Source organism: Streptomyces sp. NPDC020489, assembly GCF_044386545.1.
Taxonomy (GTDB): Bacteria; Actinomycetota; Actinomycetes; order Streptomycetales; family Streptomycetaceae; genus Streptomyces.
On record NZ_JBIRUZ010000005.1, the window covers coordinates 676,090 to 697,737 of the forward strand.

At 72.2% G+C, this 21,648-nt stretch carries 20 protein-coding genes and 1 pseudogene; 8 read left to right on the forward strand and 13 right to left on the reverse strand.

Translation table 11 applies throughout. The features are described from left to right. Positions 1-9: 9 nt before the first annotated feature. A complete protein-coding gene (locus tag ACH41F_RS16995) occupies positions 10-1,407 on the reverse strand; it encodes a PLP-dependent aminotransferase family protein (protein ID WP_398836315.1) in 1,398 nt (465 codons plus the stop codon). Positions 1,408-1,469: 62 nt separating this feature from the next. On the opposite strand from ACH41F_RS16995, the gene ACH41F_RS17000 reads away from it, so the two are divergent. Then, complete coding sequence (locus tag ACH41F_RS17000) at positions 1,470-2,855, forward strand: pyridoxal phosphate-dependent decarboxylase family protein (protein WP_398836318.1); 1,386 nt, start codon at positions 1,470-1,472, stop codon at positions 2,853-2,855. On the opposite strand, the gene ACH41F_RS17005 is transcribed toward ACH41F_RS17000, so the two are convergent. Then, the gene (locus ACH41F_RS17005) at positions 2,827-2,961 is read right to left on the reverse strand and encodes a hypothetical protein (RefSeq protein ID WP_391230645.1); all 135 of its coding nucleotides are present in this window, start codon (positions 2,959-2,961) and stop codon (positions 2,827-2,829) included. The genes ACH41F_RS17000 and ACH41F_RS17005 overlap by 29 nt on opposite strands. Positions 2,962-3,048: 87 nt before the next feature. Then, positions 3,049-3,837, reverse strand: a complete 789-nt coding sequence (locus tag ACH41F_RS17010; protein ID WP_391230644.1) for an SDR family oxidoreductase — start codon at positions 3,835-3,837, stop codon at positions 3,049-3,051. Between the two features lie 29 nt (positions 3,838-3,866). Here ACH41F_RS17010 and ACH41F_RS17015 point away from each other — a divergent pair. Further along, positions 3,867-4,077: pseudogene (locus ACH41F_RS17015) on the forward strand (hypothetical protein); the annotation flags it as partial. Positions 4,078-4,199: 122 nt separating this feature from the next. Here the strand turns inward: ACH41F_RS17015 and ACH41F_RS17020 are convergent. From ACH41F_RS17020 to ACH41F_RS17035, 4 genes are all read right to left on the reverse strand, one after another. After that, positions 4,200-5,114 carry an SDR family oxidoreductase gene (locus tag ACH41F_RS17020; protein ID WP_398836321.1) on the reverse strand — a complete coding sequence of 305 codons (915 nt, stop codon included), beginning with the start codon at positions 5,112-5,114 and terminating at the stop codon, positions 4,200-4,202. Between the two features lie 157 nt (positions 5,115-5,271). Further along, entirely contained in the window at positions 5,272-5,646 is a 375-nt protein-coding gene (locus tag ACH41F_RS17025) for a DUF4180 domain-containing protein (protein WP_391230642.1), read from the reverse strand. Next, positions 5,636-6,265, reverse strand: coding sequence for an MBL fold metallo-hydrolase (locus tag ACH41F_RS17030; RefSeq protein ID WP_398836325.1), 630 nt, complete (start codon positions 6,263-6,265; stop codon positions 5,636-5,638). The genes ACH41F_RS17025 and ACH41F_RS17030 overlap by 11 nt, the downstream gene beginning before the upstream one ends. Next, positions 6,265-7,353: an S-(hydroxymethyl)mycothiol dehydrogenase gene (locus ACH41F_RS17035; RefSeq protein ID WP_398836327.1), complete on the reverse strand. Its 1,089-nt coding sequence runs from the start codon at positions 7,351-7,353 to the stop codon at positions 6,265-6,267. Before ACH41F_RS17035 ends, ACH41F_RS17030 begins: the two co-directional genes overlap by 1 nt. 549 nt (positions 7,354-7,902) lie before the next feature. Here ACH41F_RS17035 and ACH41F_RS17040 point away from each other — a divergent pair. Further along, on the forward strand, positions 7,903-9,657 hold the full coding sequence (locus ACH41F_RS17040) for an ABC transporter ATP-binding protein (RefSeq protein WP_398836330.1): 1,755 nt from the start codon (positions 7,903-7,905) through the stop codon (positions 9,655-9,657). A 117-nt stretch (positions 9,658-9,774) separates the two neighbouring features. Then, positions 9,775-11,205, forward strand: coding sequence for a hypothetical protein (locus tag ACH41F_RS17045; RefSeq protein WP_398836332.1), 1,431 nt, complete (start codon positions 9,775-9,777; stop codon positions 11,203-11,205). Here ACH41F_RS17045 and ACH41F_RS17050 read toward each other — a convergent pair. Together ACH41F_RS17050 and ACH41F_RS17055 are read right to left on the reverse strand one after the other, a co-directional pair. Continuing rightward, positions 11,202-12,662, reverse strand: coding sequence for an aldehyde dehydrogenase family protein (locus ACH41F_RS17050; protein ID WP_398836405.1), 1,461 nt, complete (start codon positions 12,660-12,662; stop codon positions 11,202-11,204). The two genes, ACH41F_RS17045 and ACH41F_RS17050, sit on opposite strands and share 4 nt — an antisense overlap. A gap of 131 nt (positions 12,663-12,793) precedes the next feature. Beyond that, positions 12,794-13,090: a hypothetical protein gene (locus ACH41F_RS17055; RefSeq protein WP_391230635.1), complete on the reverse strand. Its 297-nt coding sequence runs from the start codon at positions 13,088-13,090 to the stop codon at positions 12,794-12,796. A gap of 169 nt (positions 13,091-13,259) precedes the next feature. On the opposite strand from ACH41F_RS17055, the gene ACH41F_RS17060 reads away from it, so the two are divergent. Continuing rightward, a complete protein-coding gene (locus ACH41F_RS17060) occupies positions 13,260-13,613 on the forward strand; it encodes a nuclear transport factor 2 family protein (RefSeq protein ID WP_398836408.1) in 354 nt (117 codons plus the stop codon). Positions 13,614-13,816: 203 nt separating this feature from the next. Here the strand turns inward: ACH41F_RS17060 and ACH41F_RS17065 are convergent, their stop codons facing one another. Continuing rightward, positions 13,817-14,707 carry a CU044_5270 family protein gene (locus tag ACH41F_RS17065; RefSeq protein WP_391230634.1) on the reverse strand — a complete coding sequence of 297 codons (891 nt, stop codon included), beginning with the start codon at positions 14,705-14,707 and terminating at the stop codon, positions 13,817-13,819. Next, complete coding sequence (locus tag ACH41F_RS17070) at positions 14,700-15,239, reverse strand: sigma-70 family RNA polymerase sigma factor (RefSeq protein ID WP_391230633.1); 540 nt, start codon at positions 15,237-15,239, stop codon at positions 14,700-14,702. Before ACH41F_RS17070 ends, ACH41F_RS17065 begins: the two co-directional genes overlap by 8 nt. Before the next feature lie 106 nt (positions 15,240-15,345). On the opposite strand from ACH41F_RS17070, the gene ctaD reads away from it, so the two are divergent. Next, positions 15,346-16,947 (forward strand): cytochrome c oxidase subunit I, encoded by a 1,602-nt coding sequence (gene ctaD, locus ACH41F_RS17075; RefSeq protein WP_391230632.1) that lies wholly within the window; start codon positions 15,346-15,348, stop codon positions 16,945-16,947. After that, on the forward strand, positions 16,944-17,276 hold the full coding sequence (locus ACH41F_RS17080) for a hypothetical protein (RefSeq protein WP_398836336.1): 333 nt from the start codon (positions 16,944-16,946) through the stop codon (positions 17,274-17,276). The genes ctaD and ACH41F_RS17080 overlap by 4 nt, the downstream gene beginning before the upstream one ends. 81 nt (positions 17,277-17,357) lie before the next feature. Here the strand turns inward: ACH41F_RS17080 and ACH41F_RS17085 are convergent, their stop codons facing one another. Continuing rightward, the gene (locus tag ACH41F_RS17085) at positions 17,358-19,310 is read right to left on the reverse strand and encodes a ricin-type beta-trefoil lectin domain protein (RefSeq protein ID WP_398836339.1); all 1,953 of its coding nucleotides are present in this window, start codon (positions 19,308-19,310) and stop codon (positions 17,358-17,360) included. A gap of 241 nt (positions 19,311-19,551) precedes the next feature. On the opposite strand from ACH41F_RS17085, the gene ACH41F_RS17090 reads away from it, so the two are divergent. Continuing rightward, on the forward strand, positions 19,552-20,781 hold the full coding sequence (locus ACH41F_RS17090) for a glycosyltransferase (RefSeq protein ID WP_398836410.1): 1,230 nt from the start codon (positions 19,552-19,554) through the stop codon (positions 20,779-20,781). Between the two features lie 183 nt (positions 20,782-20,964). On the opposite strand, the gene ACH41F_RS17095 is transcribed toward ACH41F_RS17090, so the two are convergent. Continuing rightward, entirely contained in the window at positions 20,965-21,627 is a 663-nt protein-coding gene (locus tag ACH41F_RS17095) for a TetR/AcrR family transcriptional regulator (protein ID WP_398836341.1), read from the reverse strand. Positions 21,628-21,648 lie beyond the last annotated feature (21 nt).

Consider the following 21,648-nt stretch of genomic DNA (forward strand, 5'->3'; position numbering starts at 1 on the left):
TACGCCGGATCAGGCTGTGACGAAACGGTGAACTTCCGTTCCGGCGCAGCGCCGCAGCAGCTGCGTCGCGCGGCTCAGCACATCCGGTGTCGCGGTGAACGGCAGCCGCAGGTGGTGGGTGAGGGTGGTGCGGTCGGCGGCGAAGTGCGGGCCGGGTGTGACCGCCAGGCCGAGGCGGGCCGCGCGGGCGGCGAGATCCGTGGCCGAGGTGGTCGCGCCGAGGTGCAGCCACAGCGACAGGCCGCCGGCCGGGACGGTGTACGTCCATCCCGTGCCGTCGAGGAGGCTCGCGAGGTGGTCGCGCTGGGCGCGCAGCCTGGCCCGGCGGTCCGCGAGCACCTCCGCGAGACCGTCGCCGAGCAGTTCGGCGGCGATGAGCTGTTCCAGGGGCGGGGGCGACAGCTGCGCCTGGAGCGGGCGCCGGCGCAGCTGTCGTACGAGGTCGGCGGTGCCCCGGATCCAGCCGACCCGCAGTCCGCTCCACAGGGTCTTGCTCGCCGAACCGATCTGGATCACCCGGGGTCCGGACAGATGCGGCTCGGGGGTGGGCGGTGTCCGCAGGTCGAGGTCGCGCATCGTCTCGTCGGCGATGACGGTGAGCGGGAGGCGGGCGATCCCGGCACGGGTCCGCGCGGTCATGTGGGCGCCGGTGGGGTTGTGGAAGTCCGGGACGAGGTAGGCCAGTTGGGGAGCGTGGGTGCGTAGGGCGGTGGTGAGGCGGTCGGTGTCCCAGCCGGCGTCCGAGGTCACGGGGACGGGTAGGAGACGGGCCTTGCGGGCTCGCAGGACCGCCAGGGCGCCCGGATAGCAGGGGCTCTCCACCACCACGGGGCGGCCGCGCTCGGTGTGGAGGTGGTCGAGGAGCAGGGTGAGGGCGGCCTGGGCGCCGGAGGTGACGAGGATCTGCTCCGGGCGGGTCGCGAGGCCCGCGCGTGTGTACCGGTCCGCCAGGAGTTCCCGCAGTCGCGGCAGGCCCGCCGTGGCGGTGCCGGAGTCGAGGAGGAGGGCGGCGCTGCGTCCGGCGGCGCGGGCGAGGGCGGCGAGGTAGGCCTCGTGGGGCGCGGCGGTGAGGGCGAGGGTGAGGTCGAGGTCCGCGTCACCGGCTCCGCCGCGGTCCAGGGACCAGGGTGTGGTGCGTTCGGTGAGGCGGGTAGGCAGCCGTACGAGACTGCCGCTGCCGTGCCGGGTGTGCAGCCAGCCGTCGTCCCGCAGCAGGGTCAGGGCGGCGACCACCGTGCCGCGGCTGACGCCCAGGACTCGGGCGAGCTCCCGCTCGGACGGCAGTCTGGTCCCGGCGGGCAGTCGGCCGTCGACGACCGCCTCGCGGACGGCCGCGGCCAGGGTCCGTGCCAGGGGCCCGCGCCGCTCGCGCCAGGGGCCGAGGGCGGCGGCGAATCCGGTGCTCATCGATCCAGTTTCGCTCAAGTGGACCAGGCCGTGGACGGCGGTCCGCGCCTACCCTGCGGCTCATGCACCGTTCTCTCGCCGACGATCTCTCCCGGCTTCCCGACCTCCTCCAGTCCGCCCGCGACCTGGCCGCCCGTGAACTGGCGGGGTTGGCCGAGCGGCCGGTCGTCCGCCTCGACCGGGCCCCCGACCGCGAGGGCCTGCCGAGCGGGGGCGCCGGGGCGCAGGGAGCCCTCGCGCGGTTCGCCGAGCGGTGGGCGCCCGGGTTCTCCGGCTCGGCCGGGCCGCGCTACCTCGGCTTCGTCACCGGCGGCGCCACGCCCGCCGCCGTCGCCGGGGACTGGCTGACCAGCGCCTACGACCAGAACGGCTCGGGGGCGGTCGGGTCCTGGGCGACCGCGCTGGAGCGGGAGACGGTGGGCTGGCTGCGCGAGTTGTTCGGGCTGAGCGGGGCGCACAGCGGGGCGTTCGTCACCGGGGCGACGGCGTCCAACACCGTGGGGCTCGCCGTCGCCCGCGAGTGGCTGGGCGAACGGCTCGGCGTGTCCGTGTCACGGGACGGCGCCGCCGCGCTCGGTGAGGTGCCCGTGCTCTCCGGCAGCCCGCACTCCAGCATCGGCAAGGCCCTGTCCGTGCTCGGCATCGGCCGCGACCGGCTGCGGGCGGTGCCGCTGCTGCCCGGCAACCGGGAGGCCGTGGACGTCGCCGCGCTCGACGCCGCGCTCACCGCGCTGGACGGCCGGCCGGCGATCGTGGTGGCGAACGCCGGCACCGTGAACACGGTCGACTTCGACGATCTGCGCGCGATCGCGGCGCTCCGGGAGCGGCACGATTTCTGGCTGCACGTGGACGCCGCGTTCGGCGCCTTCGCCGCGCTCTCCCCCTCGTACGCCTCCTACGTCGATGGCCTTGACGCCGCCGACTCGGTGTGTGTGGACCTGCACAAGTGGCTCAACGTGCCCTATGACGCGGCCGTCCAGTTCACTCGCCGCCGGGATCTTCAGGTGGCGGTCTTCCACAACGCTTCCCCGTACCTCGGACTGCCGGTCGGAGAACCCGACTTCGTGCATCTGACACCCGAGAACTCCCGGCGGTTGCGGGCCCTTCCGGCGTGGTTCTCCCTCATGGCGTACGGCCGTGACGGACATCGCGAGATCGTCGAGCGGAACGTGGCGCTGGCCCGGGAGCTCGGTGAGCGTCTCGCCGCGACGGCCGGGTTGCGACTGCTCACCCCGGTCCGGCTGAACGTCGTCTGCTTCACCCTGGCCGACGATCCGACGCAGGAACGGGTCGACGCGCTCGCGCGGGCGGTGGCGGCCACCGGCGAGGCGTTCGTGACGCCGACCGTGTACGGCGGGACGCCCGGTCTGCGTGCCGCCTTCAGCAACTGGCGTACGTCCGCGGCCGACGTGGACCGGATCAGCGGGGCAGTGACGCGGGCGCTGTGACCTGGGCGTACCGCGGCAGTTCACGCCGGGTGCGGGCCGGGGTGAGGAAGACCAAGGCGTACAGGACCGCGCGCGCCAGGTCCACCACGATCAGCGCCCGGTCCACCCGGGACCCGGCGGGCAGCCCGAGCCGCAGGAACGCCGGCGTGCTGAGGGTGGCCGGCGCACCGAGCTGTCCAGGGCAGGCGTCCGGTCAGGCGTTGCCGCGCAGTTGACGGAAGCCGGTGTCGACCGCCGTGATCCCGCCGTCGACGACGAGGGTCGTGCCGGTGATCCAGGACGCGTCGCGCGAGGCGAGGAAGGTGATCGCCGCGGCGATGTCCTCGGGTTCGCCCACCCGGCCCAGGGGGTAGAGCCCGCGGATCGTGGCGAGTTGGTCCTCGCGGCCCTCCCAGGCGGTGGTGCGGACCGTGCCGGGCGCCACCAGGTTGACGCGGACGCCACGCGCGGCGGCGTGCCCGGCTAGCGTGCGGGTCAGGGAGCCGAGACCGGCCTTCGCGGCGCTGTAGGCGTGGTTGCCGAAGTCGGCGAGACCGTTGACGGAACCGACGTTGACGACGGCGCCGTGACCGGAGGCGGCCAGGTGCGGGAGGGCAGCACGGCAGCAGCGGTACGCGCCGGTCAGGGTGATGTCGAGGTCGGCGGCCCACTCGTCGTCCGGTTCGTCCTCGAAGAGGGGGGCGTCCGGGGTGCAGTGGCAGGCGTTGTTGACGAGGACGTCGAGGGAGCCGAGGGTCTCCACGGCATGCCCGACCGCCGCCTCGACGGACGCCCGGTCCCCCACGTCACACCCGAACGCCCGTACCATGAGGCCCCGTTCACGCAGAGCCCCGGCGGTCCTCTCGGCCGCCGGGACGTCCACGTCGGTCACCAGTACCCGCGCGCCCTCCTCGGCGAACCGCCGCGCGGTGGCGGCGCCGATGCCGCGGGCGGCGCCGGTGATGAGAACTCCGTACCCTGCGAAACGCGTGGTGTCCGTCATGGGAACGCACCGTAGTGCCCCGGCGATCAATGGGGCAGACACCGTGCGCCCATGTCCGCGTTCTACAGCAACTGTCCGCGCTCATCGGTGTCGTGATCGGCGCGCCGGGTTCGCATCCGGCGGTGGTACGCAGCGACGGCGCCCGCTTCCGCCGCGAGCAGACGGCCCGTTGGGAGGAGCGGCGGCTCCGCGGTGTACTCCGACTACGCGCGCACGCCGAGGAAGACCGTCACCCCGACGGCCACCACGGCGCCGTACGCGAGGACTTGGCGCTGCCACCGGGCCACTCGGCGCGGTGACAGCTACCGACGGTCGCCAGGCCCTGATCAGGCCCTTCCGTCGCCTTCCGCCCCTGCCACGGTCTAGCGGTAACCGGTGGTGTCCGCCGGCTTTCCCGCGTCCTGGACCTCCACGAGGTAGCGCCAGGCGTCCGGGCGGCTGCCGTCGAGGTCGGTGAAGCCGTAGACCTGGGCGAGGCCGCCGCTGGAGAGGGACGTGCTGTTGAAGCGGGCCACGTCGGGGTCGGCGGCGAGGGCGGCGACCGCGCGGCCGACGTAGCGCGGGGTCTCGGAGATGGCGAAGTGGGGCTCGCGGTCGAGGGCCTCGCGCCAGTTGTCCTCGCGCACCCCGTAGTGCTCCAGCATCATCTCCGATCGCAGCCAGCCCGGGGTGAGGGCGACGGCGGTGGCGCCGCGCGGGCCGAGTTCGTGGCCGAGGGCGAAGCCCATGCGCAGGACCGACGTCTTGGCGAGGTCGTAGAAGAAGGTGTTGCGGTAGGTGGAGCCGTTGTACTCGGCGGTGCCGTCCGTCACCTCGACCACCAGTCCCCCGGGGTGGCGCAGCAACAGGGGCAGGGCGTGGTGGCTGGTGACGGCGTGGGTCTCGACCGCGAGCCGCAGCAGCCGCAGGCCGTTGTCGAGGTCGTGCTCCCAGACGGGGCTCTCCCACTCGAAGAGCTTCTCGCCACCCCAGATGTTGTTCACGAGGATGTCGAGGCGGCCCTGTTCACCGGCGATCCGGTCGACGAGCGTGCGGACCTGGGCGGGGTCGAGGTGGTCGGTGGGGACGGCGATGCCCTCGCCGCCCGCCTCGGTCACCAGGTCGGCGGTGTCCTCGATGGTCTCGGGGCGGTCGTACTCCGAGCGCCGGTCCCGGGTGCTGCGGCCCGTGGCGTAGACGGTGGCTCCGGCCGCGCCGAGTTCGACGGCGATCCCCCGTCCGGCTCCTCGGGTCGCCCCCGCGACCAGTGCGACCTTGCCCTTGAGCGGTTGTGACATGTGTCCGGCCTCCCGTGTGTCCGTGGTCAAGCTCCACGGTGCCGGGTAAGCCGGACATCTTCTGTCACCTTTTACGGCGGGTCCGGTTTTGTGCCGGATCCCCGTCTCGGGTTCCTTTTCGGTGGCGGTTTCCGGTGCCGTCCCCCTCGCCGACCGGTCATCCGGCCGGGCGGAGCCTGTCGTCCAGCGCGTCGAAGTCGGCGAGGATCCAGATGTGGCCGCCCTGGTTGGTCTCGTGGACGAAGTCGCGCAGCGCGTCGCTGCCCTCCACGTGCCGCGAGACGTCCCCGACGACGGCCAGGCGGACCCGGTAGTTCACGAACTTCTGCATCACCGCCCCGGCGACCCCCGAGCGCAGCCGGAAGAACTCCTCGTCGACCCGTTCCGCGGGCACCGCGACGAGTTCCGCGCCGAGTCCCATGGCGTCACCGATGAGATCCAGTGCGGCGCGCTCGCCGTCCAGCGGGGGGCCGTCGGCGGCGCAGCGCAGCACGTTGACTCCGTGCAGCGCGACGATCTCGTCAGTGGCCACGGGCGATCCACTCCTGGAGGTGCGGCGCCTCGGCGCCGATGGTGGTGTTGTCACCGTGCCCGGTGAGCACCTTGGTCTCCGGCGGCAGGGTGAGCAGCCGGTCGCGGATCGAGTCGACGATCGTGGGGAAGTGGGAGAAGGAGCGTCCGGTGGCGCCGGGGCCGCCCTGGAAGAGGGTGTCGCCGGTGAACACGGTGGCCAGTCCGGGGTCGTGGAGGCAGACCGCGCCGGGGGCGTGGCCGGGGGTGTGCAGCACACGCAGGTCGGCGCCGGCCGCCTCGATCACCTGGCCGTCCTGGAGGTAGGCGTCGGGGTCGCGGTCGGGGTGGGTCTGCTTCCACAGCGGCAGGTCGTCGGGGTGCAGCCAGATCGTGGCGCCCGTGAGGTCGGCCAGCGCGGGGGCGGCGTCGATGTGGTCGTTGTGGGCGTGCGTGCACACGATCGCGGTGAGCCTGCGGTCGCCCACGGCCGCGGCGATCGCCTCGGCGTCGTGGGCGGCGTCGATGACGACAGCCTCGTGGTCGTCGCCGACGATCCACACGTTGTTCTCGACGTCCCAGGTGCCACCGTCGAGGCGGAACTGCCCTGCGGTGACAAGGCGTTCGATACGGGCGGCCATCAGAACACCACCACCGAGCGCAGGACGTCGCCACCGTGCATCCGCTCGAAGGCCTTCTCCACCTCGTCGAGCTGGATGGTCTCGGTCACGAACGCCCCCAGATCCAGGCGGCCTTGCAGATGCAGGTCGATCAGCATCGGGAAGTCACGGGAGGGCAGACAGTCGCCGTACCAGGAGGACTTCAGTGAACCACCCCGCCCGAAGACGTCCAGCAGCGGCAGTTCCAGCTTCATCTCCGGGGTCGGGACACCGACCAGCACGACCGTACCGGCCAGGTCCCGGGCGTAGAACGCCTGACGGTACGTCTCCGGACGGCCCACCGCCTCGATCACGACGTCCGCCCCGAAACCACCGGTCAGTTCACGGATCGCCTCCACCGGATCGGTGGTCGTGGAGTTCACGGTGTGCGTGGCACCCATCGAGCGGGCCTTGTCCAGCTTGCGGTCGTCGATGTCCACGGCGATGATCCGCGCCGCGCCCGCGAGACGCGAACCGGCGACCGCCGCGTCCCCCACGCCGCCGCAGCCGATCACCGCGACCGTGTCACCCCGCCCGACACTGCCCGTGTTGATCGCGGCACCAATACCGGCCATCACCCCACAGCCCAGCAGCCCGGCCACCTGGGGCGCGACCGACGGATCCACCTTCGTGCACTGCCCGGCCGCCACCAGCGTCTTCTCCGCGAACGCCCCGATACCGAGCGCGGGCGAGAGTTCCTGGCCGGTCGCCGCGAGAGTCATCTTCTGCTCGGCATTGTGGGTGTCGAAGCAGTACCAGGGCCGACCCCGCAGACACGCCCGGCAATTACCGCACACCGCACGCCAGTTGAGGATCACGAAATCCCCCGGGGCGACGTCCGTGACCCCCTCCCCCACCGACTCCACGACCCCGGCCGCCTCATGGCCCAGCAGAAACGGGAAGTCGTCCGAGATCCCACCCTGCTTGTAGTGCAGATCGGTATGGCACACCCCGCACGCCTGCACCTGGACGACCGCCTCGCCCGGGCCGGGATCCGGCACCAGGATGGTCTCCACCCGGACCGGCTCGTCCTTGCCCGGTGCGATCACGCCGCGTACTTCCTGCGCCATGGTGGTGAACCCTTCCCTCCGGCGGTGTGCGTCCCCTCGACCCTACGCGGAACTGATCAGTATCGGCACGGAAGCGGACCGGTCACCGCAGGAAGCCCCCGTACGGCCCGGCTCAGCGCTCCCTCGGGACGGCCCGCGGTCGCCGCACCCAGGTGCTGCGGGTGGACGTGGCGCCCCACTCCCCGAGGTTCGATCCCCTCCTCGCCGACTACCACCGCGTGCTGCGCACGCTGGATCTCCACGTCCCCCGTGTCCCGCTGCTGTCCGACACCACGGCCGAGCCCGTCACCACGGCGGCCGTCGAGCCGGGCCACTGGGTGAGCGTCCTGCGCCGGCCCGTCCGGTTCGCGGACGCGGTGGGCTGCACTCCGACGGCGTCACCACCTTCCTGGAGCTCGGACCGGGCGAGGTCCTCACCGGCATGCTCGACGCCTGTCTGCCGCACGGCGCCGGCCGGCCCCTGTTGCTGTCCGTGACCCGGAACTGGCGCGCCCTGCGCGGGGTGGCGGACGTAGCCTGAGGGCTCCGGCCGACCCGCGAGGAGCACCGTTGAGCATCGCCGCGACGGAGCAGGACCAACCCACCTGGCGCCTGCTCCTCGGATACGTACGACCGCACCGCTGGGCCCTGCTGGCCGGCGCCCTGCTCTCCCTGGTCACGGGCGCCACCGGGCTGCTGCTGCCGCTGGTGGCACGGGAGTTGATCGACGACCTCTCCCACGACCGCACCATCACCGGGGCGTTGCTCGTCATGTCGGCGCTCGTGGTGACCAACGCGGCGGTCGGCGCGCTGGGTTCGTACGTGCTGCGGCGCACCGCCGAGTCGGTGGTGCTCGGCGCCCGGCGCGCGCTGTCGTCGTACCTGCTGCGCCTGCGCATCACGGCGGTGGACCGCAGCGAACCGGGGGACCTGATGGCCCGCATCACCTCCGACACCACCCTGCTGCGCGAGGTCACCACGGACTCCCTCGTCGGTCTGGGCACCGGCGGGCTCACGCTGCTGGCGACGGTGGCCATGATGGGCCTGGTCGATCCGGTGCTGCTGGGCGTCACCCTCGCCGTCGTCCTCGGCGCGGGCACGGTCCTCGGGGTGATCGTGCCGCGCATCAACAAGGCCAGTCGGCAGGCGCAGGACGCGGTCGGGGTGATGGGGGCCTCGCTGGAACGGATCCTCGGCGCGCTGCGCACGGTGAAGGCCTCGGGCGCGGAGCACCGGGAGGAACGGACGCTGCACGAGGCCGCCGAGGAGTCGTGGCGGCAGAGCGTGCGGGCCGCCAAGTGGTCGGCGGCCGCGGGCAACACGGCCGGGCTGGCGATGCAGATCGCCTTCATCACGGTGCTCGCGGTGGGCGGGGCACGGGTGGCGACCGGCTCGATCGACGTGGGCACACTGGTGGCGTTCCTGCTGTACGTCTTCTATCTGATGTCGCCGATCCAGCAGGTCGTCGGCGCGATCACCCAGTACCAGACGGGCGCCGCGGCCCTCGCCCGCATCCAGGAGGCCCTGCGCCTGCCCGCCGAACCGGCCTGCGCGCCCGCCGCGTTGCCGTCCACCGGCGCCGAACCGGCCGCCCTCGCCTTCACCGACGTACGCTTCCGCTACGCCGACGACCTCCCGCACGTCCACGACGGCGTGACGTTCTCGGTGCCCGCCCAGGGCATGACCGCGTTCGTCGGCCCCTCCGGCGCCGGGAAGACCACGGTGTTCTCGCTCATCGAGCGCTTCTACGACCCCGAGTCCGGCACGATCACGCTGGACGGGCGCGACCTGGGCGACTGGGAGTTGCCGCGGCTGCGTGCGGCGATCGGTTACGTCGAGCAGGACGCTCCGGTGCTGTCGGGCTCGCTGCGCGACAACCTGCTCCTGGGCAACCCGGAGGCGGACGACGCGGCACTCGGACGGGTCCTGAAGACGACCCGCCTGGACGGGCTGGTCGCCCGGTTGCCCGGCGGCCTCGACACCCTCGTCGGCCACCGCGGCACCAAGCTCTCCGGCGGCGAACGCCAACGTGTCGCCATCGCCCGGGCCCTGCTGCGCCGCCCCCGCCTGCTCCTCCTCGACGAGGCCACCTCCCAGCTGGACGCGGTCAACGAGGCCGCGCTGCGCGACACGGTCGCCGACGTCGCCCGCACCACGACGGTCCTGGTCGTCGCGCACCGGCTGTCCACGGTGACCATGGCCGACCGGATCGTCGTCATGGACGCGGGCCGGGTACGAGCGGTGGGCACCCATCGGGAACTGGTCGCCGCCGACGCGCTGTACGCGGAACTGGCGGCCACGCAGTTCCTGGCGACGGGCGGCTGAGGCGGCTGAGCACGCCGGACCGCCGGCCGCTCCGGCGGCCCGGGACTTGCCCCCTGGTGGGGCCCGCTGCGAAGATCGGCGCATGATCACACGAAAGGACACCCGGGTCGTCACCCGGTGAGCCGCTCCCCGCTTTCCGCGCAGCCGCCGCAGCCGAGCCGCCGCGCCAACCGGTCGAGGGCCGCCGCCTCCCGGATCACCGCCGTCACCTCGCGTCTGACCGCCTCCGCCGGCCTGCTCGACCCCTCCGTGCTGGCCGTCCTGGACAGACAGCTGCGCCGCATCGAGTGGCGCGACCACGCACGGACACTCGCGGCGCTTCTCCAGAACGCGGACCTTCCGCCTGACCGGGCACGGCAGTTGGGCCGCCGGCTCGCCCTGCGCGGTGCGCACCCGAACGCGGTCCGGTTCGGCCTGCTCCTGCTCTCGCTGGCCGGGACGGACGAGGACCGGGAGATTCTGACGGACCTGGGCCTGCGCCCGGCGTTCTCGTCCGAGGCCTGTGAGGCCCTGGCACGCTCCCAGTCCGACCCGCACCGCGCGCTGTTCGAACTGGCCCGGCGGGCGGAGGGCTGGGCTCGCGTCGATGCCGTCCGGCACCTCGAAGGAGCCCGCGATCCCGAGATCGGGACGTGGCTGATCCGCGAGGCGTGCACCGGCGACGTGCTGGACGGCTACGTCGCGCTGACCGCCGCGCGCGTCGGTGACCTCGCCGCCGTTCTGTCCGGTGAGTCGCTGGACGAGGAGACCCTCGACGGCACCGCGAGGCTGCTCGAAGCACTCACCGACGTCGACGGACCGGGCCCGGCCCTGAGGCAGTACGCCGACGCGGTCCGGGCCCTGACCGGATTTCTGCGGCACGTCACGGCGCAGGGCCTCACCCTCCCCCGCCTCTGGACACTCCTGACCGTCCACCGCTTTCTCCACGACGGCCGCGTGGACGCGCTGTGCGCAACAGACCCCGACTGGCGGCGCGTTCGGGACCGTTACGCGCGAGCCGTCGCGGATCCGGCGGCGCGACGCGTCGTGCTGGCGGGGCTCGACGCCGAGGAGCAGTCCACGCTCCGCCTCGCGGCGTGGGCGGCGACCCGGATGGGCCTCCCGGTCCGGCCGACGCTGTTGCGGAGAGTGGAGTCGCACCCCTACGACACGGCCCTGTGGTTCCTGCTCGTCGACGGCTGCCCGAGCGAGGACATCGCGGCGGTCGTCGAGGCGGCGCGGCGCGTCCTTCCGCTCCAGGACCTGAGAGGCGGCCCGACGGAACCGGCCCCCGGCACGGACGACGCGATCGACGGCGTCCTCGACATCATCGTCAGCCGACTGGACGGCCACCCCGGCCATGGCTGGGAGTTGGTGGAGACCGCCCTGCACCACCGCACGAGCCGGAACCGCCGGATGGCAGTGCGGGCCATCGAGGGCTGGCCGGCCGCGGCCCTTCCGCCGGAGGCACGCCGGGCTCTCCTGGACGCCGCGGCGCGAGAGCCTCTGGCGGAACTCCGCGCGGAACTGTCGCGGGCGGCCGAGCGGCTGTGTGGGCCGCGGCCCTAGAACGGGTAGTGCGCGTGCTGGGTGGCGATGGTCACCCAGCGGGTGTTGGAGAAGGCCTCCAGACCCCAGCGCCCGCCGAAGCGGCCGTACCCGGAGGCCTTGAAGCCGCCGAAGGGGGCCTGCGGTTCGTCGGCCACCGACTGGTCGTTGATGTGCACGATGCCGGTGCGGATCCGGCGCGCGACGGCCAGTCCGTGGGTGGCGTTCTCGGTGATGATGCCGCAGGTCAGACCGTTCTCGGTGTCGTTGGCGACCCTGACGGCGCTGTCGTCGTCGGAGAACGTCTCGATCACGCAGACCGGCCCGAACGCCTCGGTGTGGTACAGCTCCGCGTCCTTCGGCACCTCGGTGAGCACGGTCGCCGGGTGCACCGCGCCGTCGGGCTTCCCGCCACCGGTGAGGATCTTGGCGCCCTTGGCGACGGCGTCCTCGACCAGCGCGGCCACACGCTGTGCGGCGGAGGCCGTGACCAGCGGACCGACCACCGTGTGCGGGTCGTTCGGGTCGCCGGCCCGCAGCGAGGCCGTCTTGGCGGTGAACTTCCGGGTGAACTCCTCGGCCAGCGACTCGTGGACGAGGATCCGATCGCCGGACATGCAGATCTGCCCGGCGTTCATGAACACGCTGAAGGTGACGGCGTCCACGGCGTAGTCGACGTCGGCGTCGGACAGCACGATGACGGAGTTCTTGCCGCCCAACTCCAGCACGGCGGGCTTGAGATGGCGGGCCGCGTGCTCGCCGATGATCCGGCCCACGCCGGTGGAACCGGTGAAGTTCACCGCCCGCACCCGCTCGTCGGCTATGAGGGTCTCGGCGATCTCGGCGGCGTCCTCACGGGCGTTGGTGACGACGTTGAGCACGCCGTCCGGCAGCCCGGCCTCGCGCAGGACGTCGGCGACGAACAGCGCGCAGGCGATCGGCGCGTCCTCGCTCGCCTTGACGACGACCGTGTTCCCGGCGGCCAGGGGTGCGGCGACCGCCCGTACGCCGAGGATGACCGGCGCGTTCCACGGCGCGAACGCCGCGACCACGCCCACCGGTTCGCGTACCGCGAGGCCGAGAGCGCCCTGTTCCTGGGCGGTGAGCACCTCGCCGCGCGGGGCGGTCACGGCGGCGGCCGCCTCACGCAGCATGTTCGCGGCGAGGTAGACGTTGAAGTGCGCCCAGGGCCGGGTGCCGCCCGCCTCGTGGGCCATCAGCTCGGCGACCTGGTCGCCCTTGCCGTCGAGGAGGTCGGCGGCCTTCAGCAGGATGGCACGCCGGGCGAACGGGGCCAGCTCGGCCCATCCCGGGAACGCCGCCTCCGCAGCGTCCACGGCCCGCCGTACGTCCTCGGGCCCCGCGGCCGCGACGGTCGCGTACACCTCGCCGGTGTACGGATCGAGGTCCTCCGTGGTGCGGCCGGAGGCGGCGGGTACGTCCTTGCCGCCGATGAACAGTTCGCGGGTGATGGGCATGATGCGGACCTCTTTGTTCGCCACGTGAACCAAGATTCATTTCTTAGCCGCATGCTCTGTTTACCCGACAACAATGTCAAGGGCCGCCCGGAATCCCGGACGGCCCTCGGTGTGGACGCAGCGCGCGTGAATCAGTACTGGATGCCCGGCAGCAGCTGGGTGACGGGGGCGGCCAGATCGGTCACCTGGCTCACCTGGTTGAGGTCGTTCAGCCGGTTGAGCTGTGCCAACTGCTCGGAGGGGCGCGGGATGACGCCCTTGTACTGCGCGGGCATGTCCGTGACCGACAGCGAGTCGAGCGTGGCGATCGGGCTCAGCGCGGTCGTGTCGAGACCGTCCAGGGGAGCCGCGCTCGCCATCGGGGCGGCGAGACCGGTGACACCGGCGGCGAGGCCGACGACAGCGGCGATACGTCGAGTGGAGATCATGTTTTCAGCAACGCCGACGGGCCCGTGGCGGACACGGGCGCGGGGTCGCGCTCACCCGTCAGGCTCAGTGCCGCGACTGGACTTGCCGAGCCCGACGGGGCGGAGGAGGCTCGTGGAAGAGGTCCACGCGGCCCGCTCCCCACGGCCGCGGGCCTCGCCGGAGGTCATCATGGGCACCGCTTTCACCACCGAGACCCTGCGTCGGAGCATCGAGGGAGACACGGCGGCGCATCTGCTGTCGCTCTACGCGGACGACGCCGAACTGCGCGTCGTGGACCGCAACTCCCAGCCCAGCAACCCGAGGGTCCTGCACGGCCGCGGCGAGATCGCCGAGGTCCTCCAGGACGTCTACAGCCGCGACATGACGCACAAGGTGGAGCACTGCGTCGTGGACGGCGACAACGCCGCGTTCAGCGAGAGCTGTCAGTACGCGGACGGGATGCGCGTCCTCTCCGAGTCGATGATCACCCTGCGCGACGGGAAGATCGCCGAGCAGATCATGATCCAGGCATGGGACGAGTAGGAGGAGGATGTCGAAGGTCCAGATCACGACCGACCTGAGCCGGCCCTCCTCGGCGCGGGCGGCACTGGCGGCCACGAGAAGTCCGTGCGGCAGGTCGCCGGCTGGGCGGTGGCGGCCGGCGCCGGGCGGTGTCGCCCGATGCCCCTCGGCCCCCCGTGCCGGAGCAGACCGTGGACGCGGCCGCCCGGCAGTTCGGGGTCTGATCAGCGCGTCCAGGCGCTGTAGTCCATGACGTCCCCGGCCTTGACACCGTACTCGGGCTCCGGCTTCGTGAAGGTGGTCTCCAGCCCGAGGACGGCCCCGGACGCCGGATCCATGATCAGCATCTGGCGGGTGCCGGACCCCTCGTACACGTACGCCTGTCCGGCGCGCCCGAGCCGGTCGGTGACGTGTCCGACGGGCCGCAGCCCCTCGGCGTCCGCCAGCAGCTCCACGACCGTCGCGGACTCGCGGGCGCCCAGGGTCCAGTGGTCGAGGAGCACCCGGACCCCGTCGAGGAGCTGGCCGGTGTCCGGGGCTGCGTCGAGGTGCAGGGCCTCTTGGAGGTAGGCGCGCAGGCGGGTGGTGTCGTGCGGGGGCGGCGACTGGGGCGGGGCGTCGCTCCAGCTGGGCGGGTAGGTCCGGGTGGTCCGGACGTGGCCGTCGTCGACGGTCTCCGTGTGGCTGTCGTCGGCGTTCCACCGCACGACACGCTCCTCGGGGAACGTGATCGGCGGCTCGTCCTCGCTCATGCCCAGGCTCCACGTCCGCACATGGGTGCCCCTGCGCAGGCCGAGCGCGCTGTCGACCGCGCGCGCCCGCTGCGCCAGGGTCGCCAGCGGCACGGGGGTGGAGTCGGCCCGCACGACCAGCGGGCGGGGTGCGGCGGCGGCCGGCGTGGTCGTCTGACCGGTGAACAGCAGCGCCGTGACCAGCCCGCCCACGACCGCCGTGGCCGCCAGACCCCACAGCAGCCGGGGGCGGCGGGAGGGCCGGTGCCGCATCAGCTGGTTCAGTCGCCGCTCGGCGTGGTGGTCCAGGGGGCCGTCGCCGAAGTGGGGGCCGTCGGTGGGCACCGGGTTGGCGCGGCGCAGGAGTTCGAGTTCGTCAGCCATGGCCGTTCTCCTTCAGGGCGGCGGTGATCGGGGGACCCATGCGGTCGATCTCGGCTCTGAGTCGGCGCCGCGCCCGGTGCAGGCGCATCGCCGCGGCACGGGTACCGCAGCCGAGGGCGACCGCCATCTCGTCGATGCCGAGCTCCTCCCAGGCCGTCAGCCGCAGCACCTCCTGGTCGGCCGGGGACAGCCGGGCGAGCGCCTCGTGCACCCAGCCGCCGGGGGTCTCCGCGTCGGGGCCCGCCTCGATGTGCCGCCCGTGGGCCGTGTCGTCGTTGCCCAGCCGGTGCACCAGCCGCCGCCGGCGCCCCTGCCCGCGGACCGCGTTGGCCAGGCAGTTCCGTGCCACCCCGTACAACCAGGGCAGGGGCGCCTCCGGAAGGTCGGCCCGGCGGCGCCAGGCGACGGTGAACACCTCCGCCACCACTTCCTCGACCTCGCTCGTACGTCCGTCCAGTCGCCGCGCGACATAGCGGCTGACCGCCCAGTAGTGCTCGCGATAGGCAGCGGCGAAGTTGTCGTCGTCGCTCATGTTCCGTTCGTGTCCGGCACCCTCGGGATCGTCACAGCCGTCTTCCGTGATTCTCGTCGCGTCCCTGAAGTGTGACGTCCCGGCCGGGCGCGGACACAGGCGGGGCATGAGGCACCTCAAGTGGCTGACGACCACTGACCACAAGACGATCGGGACGCTGTATCTGGTCACGTCCTTCGCGTTCTTCTGCATCGGTGGTCTGCTGGCGCTGTTCATGCGCGCCGAGCTGGCCCGGCCGGGCTTGCAGATCATGTCGAACGAGCAGTTCAACCAGGCGTTCACGATGCACGGCACGATCATGCTGCTGATGTTCGCGACGCCGCTGTTCGCCGGCTTCGCGAACTGGATCATGCCGCTGCAGATCGGCGCGCCGGACGTGGCGTTCCCGCGGCTGAACATGTTCGCCTACTGGCTGTACCTGTTCGGCTCGCTCATCGCGGTCGGTGGCTTCCTCACCCCGCAGGGCGCGGCCGACTTCGGCTGGTTCGCCTACAGCCCGCTCTCCGACGCGGTCCGCTCGCCCGGCGTCGGCGCCGACCTGTGGATCATGGGCCTGGCCTTCTCCGGCTTCGGCACCATCCTCGGCTCGGTCAACTTCATCACCACGATCATCTGCATGCGCGCCCCGGGCATGACCATGTTCCGCATGCCGATCTTCACCTGGAACGTGCTGCTGACCGGCGTCCTGGTGCTCCTGGCCTTCCCCGTGCTGGCCGCCGCGCTGTTCGCGCTGGAGGCGGACCGCAAGTTCGGTGCGCAGATCTTCGACGCGGCGAACGGCGGCGCGCTGCTGTGGCAGCACCTGTTCTGGTTCTTCGGCCATCCAGAGGTGTACATCATCGCCCTGCCGTTCTTCGGCATCATCTCCGAGGTCATCCCGGTCTTCTCCCGCAAGCCGATGTTCGGCTACATGGGCCTGATCGGCGCGACCATCGCGATCGCGGGTCTGTCCGTGACGGTGTGGGCGCACCACATGTACGTCACCGGCGGCGTACTGCTTCCCTTCTTCTCGTTCATGACGTTCCTCATCGCCGTCCCGACGGGCGTGAAGTTCTTCAACTGGATCGGCACGATGTGGAAGGGCTCGCTGTCCTTCGAGACACCGATGCTCTGGGCCACCGGCTTCCTCGTCACGTTCGTGTTCGGCGGTCTGACCGGCGTGATGCTCGCCTCGCCGCCGCTCGACTTCCCGACCTCGGACACCTACTTCGTGGTCGCCCACTTCCACTACGTCATCTTCGGCACCGTCGTCTTCGCGATGTTCTCCGGCTTCCACTTCTGGTGGCCCAAGTTCACCGGCCGGATGCTCGACGAACGCCTCGGCAAGATCACCTTCTGGACGCTGTTCATCGGCTTCCACGGCACCTTCCTGGTCCAGCACTGGCTCGGCGTGAACGGCATGCAGCGCCGGATCCCGGACTATCTCGCGGTGGAGGGCCTGACGCCGCTCAACACCCTGTCCAGCGTCTTCTCGTTCGTGCTCGGCGCTTCGATGCTGCCCTTCTTCTACAACGTCTGGCGCACGGCGAAGTACGGCAGGAAGGTCGAGTCGGACGACCCCTGGGGCTACGGCCGCTCGCTGGAGTGGGCGACCTCGTGCCCGCCGCCGCGGCACAACTTCCTCACCCTGCCGCGGATCCGCAGCGAGTCCCCGGCGTTCGACCTGCACCACGCCGCCCCGCGGGAGCGGGAGTTGACGTCGCTGTGAGCGAGTTCCTCAACGACGTCGAGGGCCATCTGCTGCTCGCCGCCACCCGGGAGGAGGGACGCACGGCCGCCGAGCGCTTCACCGCGCCGCTGTCCTGGCTCACCGACACCCAACGGGCCGAGGTGGAGCGCCGGTTCGAGGCCCAGTACCTCGCGCTGGCCCGCGCCTCCTGGCAGGGCACGGCGCTGCGTGCCGAAAGGCTGCGCGACGAGTACGAGTCGGTGTACCGGGGGCTGCGCCGCCGTCTGCTGGCCGGTTGGCTGCTGGGCTGCGCGGGGCTCGCCGCGGTCCTGGTGCTGTGTCTCGTGCCGCCGCACGTGCGGCCCTGAACCGGAGCGACGCCGAGCGTCTGGCCGAGTGGGCGCGGTGCGGGCGAGGCCGTGCGGAGGCGACCTCGCCCGCGCGCGTGGCTAGTTCAGGGTCCACTTCTGGTTGCTCTGCCCGTTGCACGACCACAGCACCATCTGCGTGCCGTTCGCCGTGCCCGCGCCGTAGGCGTCCAGGCAGACACCGGCGTTGACGTTGGTGAGGGTGCCGTCGCCGTTGACGTTCCACTTCTGGTTGCTCTGGCCGTTGCAGTCCCAGATCACGACCTTGGTGCCATTGGCGGTGCCGCGGTCGTAGGCGTCCAGGCACTTGTTGCCGTACACGACGAGTTCCTTGCGGGAGGTGTACGTCCACTGCTGGTTCTGGCCGCCGTTGCAGTCCCACAGCTCGGCCTGGGTGCCGTTGGTCAGGGTGTGGTCGAAGACGTCGAGGCAGCGGCCGGACTGGGTGCCGGTGACGAGGGCGGCGTTGGTGCCGGGCAGCGGGCGGACGGTGATGTCGGCGAGCGTCGGCGCGCCGGTGAAGGTCAGGGTGTTGGAGGAGCCCTTCGCCAGGGCGACCTGGACCGAGACCGTGCCCTGGGAGGAGCCGGTGGGCGGGAAGGAGACCGCCGTCGTGCCCTGGCCGTTGACCTTGAGGGTCGCGGTGCGGGCGGTGGCGGTGGTGTTGGTGTAGGCGATGTCGACGGTCTTCACCCCGGTGCTGCCGGCGGCCACGCCGGAGAAGCTCGACGTGCCGGTGTAGGTGCTGCTCGCGGCCTCCGTGCCGCCCTTGACGGTGAGCATCACCGAACCGCCCGCCGGGACGGAGGTGGTGTGACTCGTGCCGTACGAGCCGATGTTCTGCCGTGTCCACAGGTCACGGACGGTGGCGTTGGCGTTGGTCAGGCCGAGGTCGGACCAGCGGACGGTGATGTTCTGGGCGGTGGAGGTGCGGTTGAGCAGGACGACCGCGCGGTTGCCTGCGCCCGACAGGACCTTGCCGTACACCTGGAGTCCGGTGGTGTCCTCGGCGACCTTGACGCCCTGGAGGCCGCGCGGGTCCTGGTCGACGGCGATGACCTCGGGGTTCTTGAGGATGTTGGCGGTCTCGGCGGTCATGGTGGCGAGGTTGTTGCCGGCGAGGAGCGGGGCGCCGGAGACGGCCCAGAGGTTCATGTGGGTGCGGTTCTGGGCGGCGGTGAGGCCGTCCATGCCGACCATCAGCATGTCGGGGTCGTTGTAGTAGCCGGTGTGCTGCGAGGTGGGGTGCAGGTTGGTGTCGTAGTTGGTCAGCAGGCTGTTCATGGAGGGCTTGTCGCCCCAGTAGACGATGTCGGTGTTGGTCCGCCACATCGCGGCCTGGCCCGGGGCCCAGTTCCAGGGGTTCTGCTTGCCCCAGTTGCAGATCGACAGGGTGAGCGGACGGCCCGTGGTGGCCGTGGCCTTCGCGGCCGCGTCGCTGATCGCCTGGTAGGTGCTCTTCGCGTCGAGCCCCTCGACGTCGCCACCGCACCAGTCGACCTTCACGAAGTCGAAGCCCCACCGGGAGAACTGGAGCATGTCCTGCTCGTAGTGCCCCTCGCTGCCGGAGCCGGGCGCGGCGGGGCGGCCCGTGGGGAAGTAGTAGCCGCAGCCGTCGCGGCCGGCGTCCGTGTAGATGCCTGCCTTGAGTCCCTTGCTGTGGATGTAGTCGGCGATGGCGCTCATGCCGCCGGGCCACTCGGACTCGTCGACGGTGATGTTGCCGGCGGCGTCACGGGTGCCCTGCCACCAGCCCTCGTCGATGTTGATGTGGTTGTAGCCGGCCGCCGGCAGGCCGGCCGCCACGAACGCGTCGACCTGCTGCTTGATGACGTCGTGGTCGATGGCGGCGGCGAAGCTGTTCCAGGAGGCCCAGCCCATCGGCGCGGTGGGCACCGGTATCTGACGGCTCGTCGCCGCCTGCGCCGTGGTCGGCTGGGCGAACAGCAGGGCCGCGGTGGTGGTCAGGGCGAGGACCAGGGCGCGGACTACGGCCGCTCTGGCACGTCGGACGTCTTTCGGTGGGGGGTACACGCAGCTCCTTCGTGCGGGGGGGAAACAGGGGGGAACACCTGACAGCGGTGTCGGCATTTCGACATGCCTCATTCGACATTTCGAACACGGTCCGAAGACTCGAACATGTCGCGCGCCGAAAGTAGAGCCGTCCGAGGGGGAAGTCAACGGATGCGACAGACGTGAAGTAGCCGGATCCGCCCGGTCATTCCCCCGGTGCGAGCCCACCCCCGCCATACTGGCGGGCGTGCGCGTAGCGATCATGACGGCGGGTTCCCGGGGCGACGCCGCCCCCTTCACCGGTCTGGGGCACGGCCTTCTGCGGGCCGGGCACGAGGTCACCCTGGTCACGCACGGCTCCTTCGCACCGCTGGTGGCGGGGTCCGGGCTCGGCTTCCACCCCCTGCCGATCGACCCGAGGGCGGAACTCCGGTCCCCGCGCGGCCAGGCGCTGCACCGCAGCACGACCGGCGCCGGGAAGCTGCTGCGGGTGGTCGGCATGGCACGGACCCTGGCCCGGGAGATGGCCGACGACGTACTGGCCGCCGCACGCGGGAGCGACGTCCTGCTGCTGTCCGCCTCACTGGCACCCCTCGGGCACACGGTCGCCGAGGGCCTGTCCCTGCCGAGCATGGGCGTCTATCTGCAACCCCTCGCCGGCACCAGGGAGTTCGGGCCACCCATGACGGGCGGCGGCTCCTGGGGCGCGGTCGGCAACCGGATCGCGGGGCACGGGGTGGGCCTCGCCGTCGAGCAGGTCTTCTCCGCGACCGTCCCGGCGCTGCGCCGGCGCCTGGGTCTGCCGCGGCTGGGGACCGGGGCCGCGTTCCGGGCCCGGGAGCGGCAGGGCTGGCCGGTGCATCACGGCTTCAGCCCGCACGTGGTGGCCCGGCCACGCGACTGGCGGGCGGGCCTGGAGGTCACGGGCTACTGGTGGCCGTACGACGTGGAGCGCGAACTCCCGCCCGAACTGCGGGCGTTCCTCGACGCCGGCCCGCCGCCGGTCTTCGTCGGCCTGGGCAGCGCGACCGTGCCGCACCCCGAACGGCTCAGTGCCGCCCTGGTGGGCGCCCTGCGCAGGGCAGGACTGCGCGGGGTGATCCAGCGGGGCTGGGGCGGGCTCGCGGCGGACGGCGACGACATGCTGACCATCGGCGAGGTCGCGCACTCGGCGCTCTTCCCGCACATGGCCGCGGTCGTCCACCACGCGGGCGCCGGCACGACCGCGGCCGGGCTGCGGGCGGGGGTGCCGGCCGTCCCGGTGCCGGTGCAGTTCGACGCGGGCTTCTGGTCGGCCCGCCTCGTCGCCCTGGGCGTGGCACCGACCGTGGTCCCGCTGCGGCGGCTGAGCTCCGACGCGCTCGCCTCGGCGCTGACCCGGGCCACCCGTGACCCGGGGTACCGGGAGCGCGCGCGGGCCCTGGGCACCCGCATCCGCGCGGAGGACGGCGTCGCACCGGTGGTGGCCGCGGTGAACCGCCTGGCGGGCTGACGGACTGCGTTACGTACGTCCACTCGTCGCCGTCATCCGGCCGCCTACGTACGCCCACTCCCGCCCTCAGCAGCCGGCCGCCGCTCCCCGCACCAGGCGAACGAGCTAGGCACGACGGGACAGGCCAGCCCGAGACCGGGCGCCGCCCGGGCACCGGCCGCCGGTCCGGATGCGGCGCTCCGCTCACCGGGGGGCCGGGCTCCACCCCGTCGGCCGGAGGATCCCCAGCAGCTGTCGGACCAGTTCCTCCACGACCTCGTCCAGCGTCGCGTCCACCCACCCCGCGCTCCAGTCGTGCAGCAGCCCGTTGACGGCACCGATGAACGCCGCCGCCGGGAGCCGGTAGTCCCGGGGCGCCGCCTCTCCGCGTGCCACGGCAGCGTTCGCCTCGGCGCACAGCAGGTCGATCCAGCCGGCCCGGCGGGCGAGGCGCTGCTCCTCCATGCGAGGACTGACGCCGATGATCTCGACGAAGGTGATGCGGATACGGCGCGGGTCGGCGGTGACGTTGGCGGAGTACGCCCGGAAGATCGCGGCGGCGCGCTCGGCCAGGGGCAGGGCGTCCGCGTCGGCCACCGCCGCCAGGACCGCCTCCTCGGCCCAGCCGTTGACCTGGAGGTGGAGGGCGGCGAGGACGTCCTCCAGGGTGCGGAACTCCTCGTAGAACTGGCGGGTCGACAGCCCGGCGGCCTCGCTGAGCGCGGCGACCGTCGTGTTCCGGTAGCCGGGGGTGTCGCCGAACAGCTGGAGCGCCGCCTCCAGGAAACGCCGGCGCCGCAGCGCCTGGCGCTCTTCGGCGGTCTTGCCGCCGTAGCGGCCGGTCGGCGCCTTGAGCCTGCCCGCCACGGTCACCTCCGTTGATCGTCC

Excerpts from the sequence above, each read along its gene's own strand:
- ACH41F_RS16995 (WP_398836315.1), bottom strand. The coding sequence starts at position 1,407 with ATGAGCACCGGATTCGCCGCCGCCCTCGGCCCCTGGCGCGAGCGGCGC.
- ACH41F_RS17000 (WP_398836318.1), top strand. The coding sequence starts at position 1,470 with ATGCACCGTTCTCTCGCCGACGATCTCTCCCGGCTTCCCGACCTCCTC.
- ACH41F_RS17010 (WP_391230644.1), bottom strand. The coding sequence starts at position 3,837 with ATGACGGACACCACGCGTTTCGCAGGGTACGGAGTTCTCATCACCGGC.
- ACH41F_RS17020 (WP_398836321.1), bottom strand. The coding sequence starts at position 5,114 with ATGTCACAACCGCTCAAGGGCAAGGTCGCACTGGTCGCGGGGGCGACC.
- ACH41F_RS17030 (WP_398836325.1), bottom strand. The coding sequence starts at position 6,265 with ATGGCCGCCCGTATCGAACGCCTTGTCACCGCAGGGCAGTTCCGCCTC.
- ACH41F_RS17035 (WP_398836327.1), bottom strand. The coding sequence starts at position 7,353 with ATGGCGCAGGAAGTACGCGGCGTGATCGCACCGGGCAAGGACGAGCCG.
- ACH41F_RS17050 (WP_398836405.1), bottom strand. The coding sequence starts at position 12,662 with ATGCCCATCACCCGCGAACTGTTCATCGGCGGCAAGGACGTACCCGCC.
- ACH41F_RS17055 (WP_391230635.1), bottom strand. The coding sequence starts at position 13,090 with ATGATCTCCACTCGACGTATCGCCGCTGTCGTCGGCCTCGCCGCCGGT.
- ACH41F_RS17060 (WP_398836408.1), top strand. The coding sequence starts at position 13,260 with ATGGGCACCGCTTTCACCACCGAGACCCTGCGTCGGAGCATCGAGGGA.
- ACH41F_RS17065 (WP_391230634.1), bottom strand. The coding sequence starts at position 14,707 with ATGGCTGACGAACTCGAACTCCTGCGCCGCGCCAACCCGGTGCCCACC.
- ACH41F_RS17070 (WP_391230633.1), bottom strand. The coding sequence starts at position 15,239 with ATGAGCGACGACGACAACTTCGCCGCTGCCTATCGCGAGCACTACTGG.
- ctaD (WP_391230632.1), top strand. The coding sequence starts at position 15,346 with ATGAGGCACCTCAAGTGGCTGACGACCACTGACCACAAGACGATCGGG.
- ACH41F_RS17090 (WP_398836410.1), top strand. The coding sequence starts at position 19,552 with ATGACGGCGGGTTCCCGGGGCGACGCCGCCCCCTTCACCGGTCTGGGG.